The organism is [Clostridium] cellulosi (genome assembly GCF_036762875.1).
Lineage (GTDB): Bacteria > Bacillota > Clostridia > Oscillospirales > Ethanoligenentaceae > Ruminiclostridium_D > Ruminiclostridium_D cellulosi.
Map to the genome: position 1 here is coordinate 1 of NZ_JBAIZF010000024.1, position 12,738 is coordinate 12,738.

Here is a 12,738-nt window from a genome sequence, read left to right on the forward strand (position 1 = left end):
CTCAACTGGCTGTTCATAACCGTAAATATAATGCTTTTCCTATGCGTCCGCTTAAATGGCAGTCACCTAAAAAGGTACTGCATGATTTTTTGTCCCTCGGTGTAACATATCTTTGACAAACCTACAATTTTTCATATTAAACTACAATTTCCCTTATTACTTTTTGGCTGAAACCAATGTTCATAATTATAGATTGCATATATTGGAAGAGAACAGAGTAGGACAGTAATGGTTAATACTTATATCCACAACTTTTTGCTATGTATTAAATTTGGAATGAAAAGAGGATATATCACTTCAAATATAGGATTTGAAAATAATATGGCAGGATTTTTTAATAAAATCTGTTTTTTATTCTTGCTTTAAGGCAAAAAAACACCCCATTTTGATGGGCTATGAAGTTGCTATTTCATACTCAAACATCAAAGCCACCAAAATGAGGTGTAATTTTTACAAGTACCACAAACCTGTGTTTATGCTATATTAGCATTATTCCCACTCAATTGTTGCCGGGGGCTTGGAGGTTATGTCGTAGACGACGCGGTTGATGTGGCGGACCTCGTTGACAATCCTATCTGAAACTTTTGCGAGCAAATCATATGGAATTCTCGCCCAGTCAGCCGTCATAAAGTCTGTAGTCACAACGCCGCGAAGCGCCAATGTATAATCGTAGGTTCTGCCGTCACCCATAACGCCGACCGAACGCATATCGGTGAGAACCGCGAAATACTGATTAATGTCGCGCATCAAGCCAGCATTTGCAATCTCTTCTCTGAAGATAGCGTCCGCATCACGCAGAATTTCAAGTTTTTCCTTGGTAACATCGCCTATTATGCGGATTGCAAGGCCGGGTCCCGGGAAAGGCTGACGCCATACAAGATTATCGGGCAGCCCCAGCTCTGTTCCAAGCGCGCGGACCTCATCCTTAAACAAAAGCCTTAACGGTTCGATTATCTCTTTAAAGCGGACATTGTCCGGCAGTCCCCCGACATTGTGGTGGCTTTTTATTACAGCCGCCTTGCCTGTTCCTGATTCAATGACATCAGGATAAATAGTTCCTTGTGCAAGGAAATCGACTTCGCCGATTTTTGAAGCCTCTTCCTCAAAGACCCTGATAAACTCTTCGCCGATGATTTTGCGTTTACGCTCCGGCTCCGTTACGCCGCTTAACTTATCGAGGAAGCGCTTTTCCGCATTTACCCTTATAAAATTAATGCCGCGGTTTCCGAATACCGCTTCTATTTCATCGCCTTCGTTTTTGCGCATAAGGCCGTGGTCGACAAAGATACAGGTGAGGTTTTTGCCTACTGCCTTTGAAAGCAGTGCCGCCGTAACTGATGAATCAACGCCGCCGGAGAGAGCAAGCAATACCTTCCCATTGCCGATACGCTTTCTGAGGTCTTCAATGGTCGTCTTAGCATAGTTGCCCATCGACCAGTCACCGGTGCAGCCGCAAACTTTATATAAAAAGTTATGCAGCATCTTTTTGCCGTTTTGTGTGTGATTAACTTCGGGGTGAAACTGAACGCCGTAAAACTTTTTATCCGGATTCTGAATTGCAGCAACCGGGCAACCTTTTGACCACGCTGACACTGTAAAGCCTTCCGGCAAATCTTTAATATAATCGGAATGGCTCATCCATGTGATTGAAACTTTGTCAAGGCCCTCGAACAGCACGCAAGAATTGTCAAATTCCGTTTCAGTACGCCCATACTCGCGCTTTTCCGCGGCAACTACATTACCGCCCAGCATCTTCGCCATAAGCTGATTGCCATAGCAGATACCGAGTATCGGAACGCCGAGTTTGAATATCTCTTCTGAGCAAGCCGGCGAGCCCTCGTCATAAACGCTGTTTGGCCCTCCGGTAAATATAATCCCTACCGGGTTCATTTTCTTTATTTTTTCCATGGGCGTATCATATGGGTGAACTTCACAGTAGACTCCACATTCGCGGACTCTGCGAGCGATTAGCTGATTATATTGCCCACCAAAATCGAGAATGAGTACAAATTGATGATCCATTACTTTTTCTCCCTGTAACCATATTTTTATTGCTATTCATCGTTTGAATCGGCGAAAAGCAAGTTCTTACGATGAATGAAAACAGACAATACAATGCCTACCGTCATAAACGATGAAACTGTTGTTGTACCGCCTGAGCTGAAAAACGGCAATGCAAGTCCAACAACAGGAAGTACGCGCAGGCACATTCCTATATTAATCATTATCTGAATTGCAAACGCTGCAAATGCGCCAACACAAATCATAGTGCCCATTTCATCCTTGGATAACGCGGCGTCTACTATAATCCTGATAAGTATTATCGACAGCACTAAAATAATAGCAACGCAACCTATAAATCCAAGTTCCTCTCCCGCAACAGTAAAAATCATATCGTTTTGTCTTTCTGGAAGTGTGGAAGAATACAGGGATTGGGTTTTGGGGCCTTTGAATAAGCCATACCCCCAGATTTCCCCGGAGGCAAGTGCTGAAATGCCTTGATTCTGCTGGAATATCTGTTTTGCATATTTGGGATTTGTTGGGTCGAACAGCGCAAGTATTCTATTCCTCTGGGTATTTCCAAAAACCTTATTCCATATAAACGGGGTGGCTATAAGCAGCGCAATAGCACCGCCTGCAAAATAACGCAATTTAATTGGAGTAGAAAAAATCATGAATAGAAAGATGCATACATAGACAAGCATCATTCCCATGTCTTTTGTCAAAAGTATTAGAACGATTGGCACTGCTGCATGAATTCCAAGCAGCAAAACATTCTTAGGTGAGGCTATATCATCTTTTACCAAATCATAATGCTTTGAAAATGTTAAAATAAAAAGGACTTTTACGATTTCAGCAGGCTGAATGGTAATTCCAAAGACATTGATCCACGACCTGTCTTCCGATCCGGCTCGCCCCTTACCGCGGAAAAACGTATACAGAAGTAAAAGTATACTCAACACGGCAATAATTTTCCAATAATTGCCCAGCGTGTGATAGTCAATCTTTGAGATAACTATCATCAGTGCTAATCCAATTATGATTGCGACTACCTGTACTATCGTCGTGCGGTTCAGCAAACCTCCTTTATTATAATAAAGCGTCGCGCTGTAGACAAGCACAAGGCCATAAAGGGCCGCGACAATAGAAAATAAGAAAAGTGTACGGTCGGTCTGCTTGAAATATCTCGCGATCGCACCAAAAACTTTATTCATTAAATAATAATCCTCCGTTAACTTTTAGGCACAGCTGCCTTAAGTCAATTACCGTCATAAATTATTCGCATAAGCAATCGAATCTAAGCCGCAAAATTAAAATAGCGGCTGTCCTTGTCAAAACAGCTGATAAAACAAAACAATACCTGCGGCAAATCACTCGTATAACCATTATATTATGATGGGGATTTTATTTCAAGCTGTAAGAGCCTAAAAACCTTTTGACGCGGCAGGTAATTATGAGTATAATAAACATGTTTGGATTTTTATTAGCGTTTTTGTGCAAAACATAGTCGGATTTTAATCGGTTGACCCTGCTTTATATGACTTCTTTGGAGGTATTTTTTTGTTAAGCGACATTGAAATCGCCCATGCGGCAAAAATTAAACCTATCAAGGAAATAGCGTTTGCGCTCGGTATTACCGAAGATGAAATTGAATACTACGGCAAATATAAGGCCAAGCTTTCCCAATCCCTATTCGACAGGCTTGCGGACAAGCCGTCAGGAAAGCTGATCCTTGTCACTGCCGTTAATCCGACCCCCGCGGGCGAAGGTAAAACTACCACTACAATCGGGCTCGGCGACGCTCTTAAAAAGTTGGGCAAGAATGTTGTAATTGCCCTGCGTGAGCCGTCACTCGGCCCTGTTTTCGGCATTAAAGGCGGAGCGGCCGGCGGCGGGTATGCGCAGGTAATGCCGATGGAAGATATAAATTTGCATTTTACCGGCGATATGCACGCCCTGACTGCCGCGAACAACCTTTTATGTGCTATGATCGATAACCATATCCATCAGGGCAACGCCCTCGGGATAGATCCAAGAAGAGTGCTCGTAAAACGTGCTATGGATATGAACGACAGAGCGCTGAGAAACATTGTCGTCGGCCTCGGCGGAAAGGTTAACGGGTTCCCCAGAGAAGACGGTTTTAATATTACGGTGGCAAGCGAGGTTATGGCTATCCTCTGCCTTGCCTCTGATATTAAGGATTTGAAAAAGCGCCTTGGCAGCATGCTAATCGCCTACCGTTACGACGGAAGTCCAGTATATTGCCGCGACCTCAAGGCCGACGGCGCCATGGCAGTGCTTTTAAAAGACGCTATCAACCCAAACCTCGTCCAGACGCTTGAAGGCACTCCGGCCCTTATGCATGGAGGCCCGTTTGCCAATATAGCCCACGGCTGCAACAGTATCAGGGCGACCAAGCTTTCATTAAAATTGGGCGACTACTGTGTTACGGAGGCAGGTTTCGGTTCCGACCTCGGCGCCGAAAAGTTCTTTGATATAAAATGCCGCGTAGCAGGGCTTAAGCCATCTGCCGTCGTTATTGTCGCAACTATACGCGCGCTGAAATATAACGGAGGCGTTTCAAAAGAAAATCTCTCCGAAGAAAATATAGCTGCCCTTGAAAAAGGCAGTGCAAATCTCCGCGCACATATAGCGAACATGCGCAAATATGGGCTTCCGGTAGTCGTTGCAATTAACCGGTTTGGCTCGGATACGCAGCGCGAAATTGATACGGTCAAGCGAATCTGCTCAGAAGAAAAGGCCGAATTTGCCGTTTCCGAGGTTTTTGCAAAAGGCTCGGAAGGCGGACTTGAATTGGCACAAAAGGTTCTTGAAGCAGCAGAAAAGCCATCTGATTTCAAGCCATTATACCCTCTTGACCTTTCTATTAAAGAAAAAGTGGATGTCATTGCAAAGGAAATCTACGGCGCTGACGGTGTCGATTATTCAGATAAGGCCAAAAAGTCAATCGCTGAAATTGAGGCGCTGGGCGGAGGTAAACTCCCTGTCTGCATTGCAAAAACACAGTACTCGCTTTCGGATAATCCAAAGCTGCTGGGCAGGCCGACCGGTTTCAGGCTTACCGTCCGTGATGTCAGCCTTTCGGCTGGTGCCGGTTTTGCTGTAGTTTATACCGGAGATATTATGACCATGCCGGGGCTGCCGAAAAAGCCTGCGGCTGAAAACATTGATATCGATGAGAACGGTGTAATTTCTGGGCTTTTCTAACCTATAATAAACTTGATTACATATACAAAGGAGGCGGAGTTTTGCAGCGGATAATTACGCACAGTGTGGAAGAAACCGAAAAGGCAGGGCAGGAATTCGCCAAGTCCCTTAAACCCAATGATGTGATTGCTTTCTTCGGGGGGCTCGGCATGGGCAAAACCGCCTTTATCAGGGGCATTGCCCGCGGCCTTGGCATCACAGATCCTGTTTCCAGCCCAACATTTGCTATTGTCCACGAATACCGCGGCAAAATTCCACTCTATCATTTTGATATGTACCGTATAACATCGTGGGATGACCTCGAATCTACCGGATTTTATGACTATCTCGAATCCGGAGGCATTTGCGCTATTGAATGGAGCGAAAATATAGAGGAAGCTTTGCCGGACAACACTATTTATATTGAAATAACCAGGGACGCGCAGGGAAACGACGACAATACGCGCGTTATCACAATAACAACTGAAAATGAATAAACACTAACTGCTGAAACGGCAGCTTTTTTTCTGCAAATTAATAATATTTGAGTGCACAGACTATATAAGCAGCTTCGCGCGGCTTTTGCTGGGAAGAGAGCTATCACTGCTGCTCAAAATTTTTAGCGGCATTATCCTGCGATAAAACGGACAAGTGAACATATGCAGACGCGCTCAAAATCGTCTGCAAATCTTATTATATGGGGACTGTTTAGCAATGAAAATACTCGCGGTGGACACAACGGCGGCAGCCGCGTCGGTTGCGCTTTGTGAAGACGGATTCCTCTGCGGCGAATATTATGTTAATATAAAGCAGACTCACAGCCAAACCATAATGCCCATGGCGGTAAGCCTTTTAAAGAGCTGCGGGGTTGAAATTAAAGATATTGGGCTTATTGCAGTGTCTGCCGGCCCCGGCTCGTTTACCGGTGTAAGAATTGGGGTTGCCGCGGCAAAAGGGTTGGCTTTGCCATTCAATATCCCCTGCGCCTCCGTTTCCTCGCTTGAGGCGCTGGCTACAAATCTTATCGGCACTAACGCCGTTATATGCTCCGTTATGGACGCAAGACGCAATCAATTCTACAACGCAATTTTTGAAAATGTCGGAGACAAACTGAACAGGCTGACTCCGGACCGCGCAATCGCTTTTACAGAGCTCGAAAAAGAAATTTCGGATATTGTTTTGTCCGGAAAAAGGCTGATACTTGTTGGAGACGGCGCAAAAATATGCTATAATAATTTAAATGGAAGAACTAATGCTGAAATCGCACCCTTTAATCTCAGGTTCGCGCATGCTTCAAGCGTAGCGGCTGTTGGAGCCAAGCTCTATAATGCCGGTAAAACTATAAGCGCTGAAGAACTGATTCCGTTCTATTTAAGGCTCCCTCAGGCGGAACGTGAGCTTAAACGGCGCAAAGGTTTTGACGTTTAGCTTCCCATTCTATAATACTTCTTAAATCTATTTCTTCTTGGAGGTCTTATTTAATGATAGCTCTCGGCAGCGATCACGCTGGTTTTCAGCTAAAACAAGAAATCAAAAAATATCTCGACGAGAAACATATCGAATACAAAGACTATGGCACTTATGACGAAAACTCCTGTGACTATCCAGATTATGCCTCAAAAACCTGTGAAGCCGTTTTGAGCGGTGAATGTAAATTGGGTATACTTTGCTGCGGCACTGGCATCGGAATGTCCATAGCCGCCAATAAAATAAAAGGTATACGCGCTGCATGCTGCTCAGATTATTTCAGCGCGAAGTATACCCGCGCCCACAACGATGCGAACATACTCTGCTTGGGCGGCAGGGTTGTAGGCGCCGGCCTCGCCTGTGAGCTTGTCGATGTTTTCATCAACACTCCATTCAGCAACGAAGAAAAGCATGTGCGCAGAATCTCAAAAATTGCTTCCCTTGAATCCAAATAACAATCAATATAACACCACTTTGGGATAAAAACTGTAAAAGCCTAACGACAAAGCAATGTTCCACAAACGTATTCGCTGCATAAAAACAAGGCAGTATTTACCAAATCCATTATTTACAGTATCAAAAATCTTGCTGTAAACTGGGTGCGCCCTTATGTCGCAATATGCTGACCTTGAATTACGAGGTCAATGACGCGATTCCGATTCAGGGGAACATACTTTCAGTTACGCCGCATCGCCGCGGCTAAACAGGGATAAGAGAGTATCTCTCTGCCCGACACAGCAGCGTACCGCGGACATCTCAATGTTTGTGGTATGCAAACAAGTGAACTAAGCAGACACACTCAAAACCGTCTGCAAATCTTATTATATGGGAATTGATTAATATGCCGGAAACAGTATTTATTATGGATCATCCTCTTATTAAACACAAATTGTCACTTATACGTGACAAAAACACGGGATCAAAGGAATTCCGTGAAATGGTCGGCGAAATCGCAATGCTGATGTGCTATGAAGCGACACGCGATTTGCCTCTTCAGGAGGTAGAAATTGAAACTCCTGTCGGAGTTGCGAAAACTCAAGTTATCTCCGGAAAGAAACTCGCTTTCGTTCCGATTTTACGCGCAGGTATAGGCATGGTTGACGGTGTCTTAAGGCTCGTACCAGCAGCTAAAGTAGGTCACATCGGCCTCTACCGCGACCCGCAAAGCCTGAAACCTGTTGATTATTACTGCAAGCTTCCGGGCGATATTGAAGAGCGTGAAGTAATCGTTCTTGACCCAATGCTGGCCACCGGCGGGTCCGCTGTCGAAGCTATAAATCTTATTAAATCCAAAGGCGTCAAAAACATTAAGTTTATGTGTATCATTGCCGCTCCTGAAGGCTTAAAGGCACTGACAGAAGCACATCCTGACGTCCAAATTTACTGCGCTGCAAAAGATGAGCGCCTCAACGATAACGGATACATTCTCCCCGGCCTTGGGGATGCCGGAGACAGGCTTTTCGGTACAAAATAACATACTAAAATGAAATGAAGCCGTCCTTCATCTTGAGAACGGCTTCATTTTTATGCTTTATTTTATAACTTTAGATTATTAATTAAAACGCGTATTTCCGCTTGATTCCACAATTACGCTAATTGCTGTTCCAGTTCGTTTTGACGTATTCATAATTATCATCAACTACTTTTTGGGGCGATATTTGTCCGGAATAAATCTGCAAAAGCGGCGAGGCAACAGTAGGCCAATCGCCGAACTTGCCGTAATACAGAGGATTCTTTGAGAGCATATATAGATTATTGTTCTTCTTCCAGATATTAAAGACATCCTGACCGAAATCGCTCAGGCCGTCATAGACTGACATCTCATAATTAAACGGTCTGGGTGAAGACGTAATTTGTGAATACAGTTTTAGCATGCTGTCGGTTGATGAATAACGCAAAAACTCTTTTGCGGCGTCTTTATGGGTAGCTTTTGATGGTATTACCGCGAAACCGCCCGCATCCGATACATTGATTTCCGGTTCTTTCGCGTTAGCTACAGCCGGGAACTGCATTATTCCTAATTCAAATCCGTTGGGGATATTGCCTGCCGCCTTTGTTTCTATCCACGAGCCACCGAGCAGCATAGCTGCCTTTGACGAGAAGAACTGTTTTTCGGCTTTGTTGGCGTCAATATTCAGCACATCGGGAATATTGTTCGTGATATCGCATGCGATATCCCTGAAATTTTCTAACGCGGTTATCCTACCCTGCTGCTTATAAGCCTCCGGAGAGGACAAAGCAAGGTAACTAACCATGCCGTCATGGCCCTCGCATTGCGCCCACCACGTCCTGATGGCGTAATTCCAGTCGCTGATTTCACTGCCGCTCCAGGCAATCGGTATAATGCCCTTGGCTTTAATTTGACCGAGAAGGACATAAAAATCCTCCATGGTTTTCGGGATACTCCAATTATTCTCCCTAAACATCGTTTTATTATAAATAAAACCCGTTACCCCGTCGTCCCATGGAATGATATAATATTTCCCGTTATAACTGCAAAAATTTAAGTAATCAGCTTTGATTTTTTGCTTGAGTGTCTCATTGTAACCTATCTTTGCGCCATAAAGCCCGGACAAATCATAAAGGTAACCCTTTGACGCCCAGTCCTGCCAATTTGTGAACGAAAGGAACATTATGTCGGGGACATTCTTGCCTGTTTTAAGCAATGCCCCTGCTTTCTGGTTCAGTTTTGAATCAGCAACGAGCTTTACTTTTATTTTATTCTCTTTGCTGTATGCGTCCGAAATAGCTTTAATCCAAGCGTCGCCGTATTTGCTGTTGTCATATGCAATAGTAAGCACTGGCTGTTCCTGCTTCTTTTGCTGGACTTTCTCTGGTTTTTTACAGCCAGCTGCCATTGTAATCAAAAATACCGTCAAGAGACTTATTGACAAAAATTTTTTTAACACAGTTTCCTCCTGTATTTTAATGTACTATAATTATATTATTACGAGCAGTTTACGTCAATAAACGCCCGCGTTCTTCTACAATGATTGCTACAAATATGCTTTTTTGCTATAATTATCGTGTTGAGTATTTTTAGGGGGCCAAATTTTGATTGCTCATTTAAAAAAGATTTACCGTGAAATTGGCAGAGATGGATTAGTGCTTATAGCCTGCACGCTTTCCGTTTTCTTTGCCTCCTATCTTTGCGTTGTGGTACAGTTTTTAGCATTTATTTATGCTATCCGCAAATATTCATTAAAAAGGATATTATCAGCGCCATACGCAATCTTGCCGACGATATTATTGGTTCCCGGGCTGGCTGTGGGATTCTACTATAAAAATTATCTCGGATTGATGATACTCATTATGTTTTTTATGCTGTACATATTCAGTATTTACGAGAAGTTTATGATGACAGAGCAAATCCGAGACTTTATCATCTATACTGCAATCATCAGCAGCATAATTGCGGCAATCGCGGCGGCAGTACAAAAATATCCAAACCCTAATTTCCGCTCAGTTTCTCTGTTCCTCAACGCTAACTTTTACGGTTATCTTTGCGAACTTATGCTTGTGCTGATTATCTATGCCTTCTACTGCTGGGGACCAAAGCCGATATTCTTCATTGCGGCAGCGGCAAATGCCCTGGGCATGTGGATGTCGGGCTGTAGGTCAGCTTGGCTTGCTACAGCGGCCGGTATAGTTGTGCTGATTATCTGTCTTAAAAAATACCGCCATCTGATTTTCGCTGCTATTGCTTTTGGCTTCCTGAGTGCTTTGGCTTTACTTTTCCCTGAGGTTCTTTTCCCAAGATTACAGTCATTAAGTAACGACAAATCTCTTCGGGTTCTCATCTGGAAAACGGCTTGGGGTTACGTTAAGGAAAACCCAATCTTTGGCCATGGAATGTTTGCTTATTACACCTTAAGTACCGGCAGGGCACATAACGCGCATGCACATGACTTTATTTTGGACGTGCTTGTTAATTTCGGTATCGTCGGCTTTATTATTGTGGCTATTTTTATCTTCCTCATAATGCGCGATTTGATTAAAAATCTGAAATACAACAAAACCTGCGCATTGGTTATTGCGGCTCTTTCCGCTGCGTTTGTTCACGGCATCGACGATATTCCGTTCATAGGAGTGCAGACAAGCAGTTTCACAATTCTTATTATTGCGCTTGCCGGAACATATGGAATATATACAAAGCCCGAACTTTTGCACAATGCTGATGATTTAGAATGTAACACTGATGAATAGAATATTATAACGAATTTTCGCCTCGGTTATCGGATGATAACCGAGGCTTTTTTATATTACAGCCCTTACATGTCAGACAAACAGAGGCACATATATATTTAAAGGTGAGCGATATGCAATTAGACGAAACCCGCCTTAATTTCACGGAAAAATGGCCTGAGTCCATGAGCCAAGAGGAAAAAAACAGGTTGACGCACGACGCACTCTGCGCTTTTGCTTCATTAGTCATAAACACCGAAAAAGAAAAAAAGCTGGATTTCAATAACGCCTGCGAAATCATACTCAACTGGGCAAAGGAAAATAGCTGAGGAGGGTTTTATGACCGCCGCGATTTATGCCCGCCAATCAATCGAAAAGCCTGACAGCGTCTCAATTGAGGCGCAAATTGAACGGTGCAAAAAAGTCTGTGAATTAAACGGCTGGGATTATATCGTCTACAGCGATACTGGGTTTTCCGGAAAAAATATCGACCGCCCCAATTTCAAGAAGCTGCTCAATGATATCCGCAGCGGCAAAATAAAGGCGCTAATATCGTACAAGCTTGACCGTATCTCACGCTCAATCGCCGATTTTGCCTCACTTCTGCAGCTATTTGAAAAATACGGCGTTCAGTATATAAGCTGTACCGAGCAATTTGACACTTCTTCCCCGGTGGGCCGCGCCATGATTTATATTGTCATGGTCTTCGCCCAGCTTGAGCGGGAAACAATTACACAAAGGGTTACGGACAACTACCGGTTTCGGGCTTCAAAGGGGCTGTTCATGGGCGGCAGCGCTCCCTTAGGGTATATCCCCAAACAAATCGAGATTGAGGGGCACAGGGCGTCTGTACTTGAAATCGACGGAAGCTGCGCGCAGATAGTCAAAAAGATTTTCACGCTCTATCAGTCCGGATTAAATACTCACAGCATAGCCAAAAGGCTCAATGAGGAAGGGATTAGAACCTCCAAGAATAAATTATATACGCCGAACGCGGTACTCCGCATACTTCGCAATATCACTTATTGCAGCAGTTCACCGGAACTTTACGATTATCTGAAAGCAAAAGGCTATGAAATCTTATGCAGCCCCGAAAGATTTGACGGAAAAAATGGGATGTGCTGCTATTTCAAGAGCAGCGGCGGGAAGAAGAGTGAAACACTAAAAAATCAACTCATCACCGTCGGGCGGCACAAGCCGATTATCCCCGCGAAACAATGGATTGAGGTTCAGCGCAAAATCGACCGGGCCGGCGTATCGCCGGCAAAAGCAAAGCCCTCAGCACGGGCATTTCTCGCGGGGCTTATGAAATGCTCATGCTGCGGGCGCAGTATCGGACTTAAATGCACAAAAAAGAAAAGCGGTGAATACGCATATTACTATTGCCGCACGCGGCTGACCATGGGGGCAGGTAAATGCTCAAATGATTTGTGGATAAATAAGAACGTTATTGAGCCACGAATCGAGACATTTCTGTTAATCCATGCAAAAGAACTTTTTAAAAACAATAACAGTATAGAAATAGCCCAGCCGGCCGAAAACACACGCATTTCAAAACTGAAAGCCGAGTATTTTTCCTGCAAAGACAGCGTACGAAACCTCATAGGAAAACTCGGTGAGAACAACGTGGTCGACCGGCATATAAACGATTATATTCTTGAGCTCGACGCAAAATGCCGCCGGATAGAAGCTGAAATACAGCGTATCCAAAAAAGCGAAAAAAGAGCAAAAAGCGGCGAGACCTCGGGCAAAGCTTACAATATCCCGCAGATATTTTCAAAAGCCTCCGTCGAAGACCGGAGGCTTGCAGCAAGAAGCTTGATAAAGCAGATTACAATAAGCCGCAGCGGGGATATCCAAATCGAATGGCGGGTTTAG

Annotated in this window: 11 protein-coding genes; 8 read left to right on the plus strand and 3 right to left on the minus strand. The window is 44.1% G+C overall.

Annotated elements, in window-relative coordinates; all coding sequences use genetic code 11:
* Positions 1–489 precede the first annotated feature (489 nt).
* Positions 490–2,022, minus strand: coding sequence for a glutamine-hydrolyzing GMP synthase (gene guaA / locus V6C21_RS06830; protein WP_045085575.1), 1,533 nt, complete (start codon positions 2,020–2,022; stop codon positions 490–492).
* Between the two features lie 32 nt (positions 2,023–2,054).
* Entirely contained in the window at positions 2,055–3,215 is a 1,161-nt protein-coding gene (locus V6C21_RS06835) for an FtsW/RodA/SpoVE family cell cycle protein (protein ID WP_479268652.1), read from the minus strand.
* A gap of 346 nt (positions 3,216–3,561) precedes the next feature.
* Between V6C21_RS06835 and V6C21_RS06840 the strand changes: the two genes are divergently transcribed.
* The 5 genes from V6C21_RS06840 to upp all read left to right on the plus strand — a co-directional run bounded on the left by V6C21_RS06840 (position 3,562) and on the right by upp (position 8,149).
* Complete coding sequence (locus tag V6C21_RS06840; protein WP_479268653.1) at positions 3,562–5,229, plus strand: formate--tetrahydrofolate ligase; 1,668 nt, start codon at positions 3,562–3,564, stop codon at positions 5,227–5,229.
* Between the two features lie 41 nt (positions 5,230–5,270).
* A complete protein-coding gene (gene tsaE / locus V6C21_RS06845; protein WP_034837144.1) occupies positions 5,271–5,705 on the plus strand; it encodes a tRNA (adenosine(37)-N6)-threonylcarbamoyltransferase complex ATPase subunit type 1 TsaE in 435 nt (144 codons plus the stop codon).
* A 217-nt stretch (positions 5,706–5,922) separates the two neighbouring features.
* A complete protein-coding gene (gene tsaB / locus V6C21_RS06850) occupies positions 5,923–6,636 on the plus strand; it encodes a tRNA (adenosine(37)-N6)-threonylcarbamoyltransferase complex dimerization subunit type 1 TsaB (RefSeq protein WP_034837142.1) in 714 nt (237 codons plus the stop codon).
* A 53-nt stretch (positions 6,637–6,689) separates the two neighbouring features.
* Positions 6,690–7,130: a ribose 5-phosphate isomerase B gene (rpiB, locus tag V6C21_RS06855; protein ID WP_034837139.1), complete on the plus strand. Its 441-nt coding sequence runs from the start codon at positions 6,690–6,692 to the stop codon at positions 7,128–7,130.
* Between the two features lie 386 nt (positions 7,131–7,516).
* Complete coding sequence (upp, locus tag V6C21_RS06860) at positions 7,517–8,149, plus strand: uracil phosphoribosyltransferase (protein ID WP_034837137.1); 633 nt, start codon at positions 7,517–7,519, stop codon at positions 8,147–8,149.
* Positions 8,150–8,267: 118 nt separating this feature from the next.
* Here the strand turns inward: upp and V6C21_RS06865 are convergent, their stop codons facing one another.
* Positions 8,268–9,584: an ABC transporter substrate-binding protein gene (locus tag V6C21_RS06865; protein WP_479268654.1), complete on the minus strand. Its 1,317-nt coding sequence runs from the start codon at positions 9,582–9,584 to the stop codon at positions 8,268–8,270.
* Positions 9,585–9,729: 145 nt separating this feature from the next.
* On the opposite strand from V6C21_RS06865, the gene V6C21_RS06870 reads away from it, so the two are divergent.
* From V6C21_RS06870 to V6C21_RS06880, 3 genes are all read left to right on the plus strand, one after another.
* Positions 9,730–10,881 carry an O-antigen ligase family protein gene (locus V6C21_RS06870; protein WP_479268655.1) on the plus strand — a complete coding sequence of 384 codons (1,152 nt, stop codon included), beginning with the start codon at positions 9,730–9,732 and terminating at the stop codon, positions 10,879–10,881.
* 113 nt (positions 10,882–10,994) lie between these two features.
* The gene (locus tag V6C21_RS06875) at positions 10,995–11,189 is read left to right on the plus strand and encodes a hypothetical protein (protein ID WP_045085580.1); all 195 of its coding nucleotides are present in this window, start codon (positions 10,995–10,997) and stop codon (positions 11,187–11,189) included.
* Between the two features lie 10 nt (positions 11,190–11,199).
* The gene (locus tag V6C21_RS06880; protein ID WP_479268656.1) at positions 11,200–12,738 is read left to right on the plus strand and encodes a recombinase family protein; all 1,539 of its coding nucleotides are present in this window, start codon (positions 11,200–11,202) and stop codon (positions 12,736–12,738) included.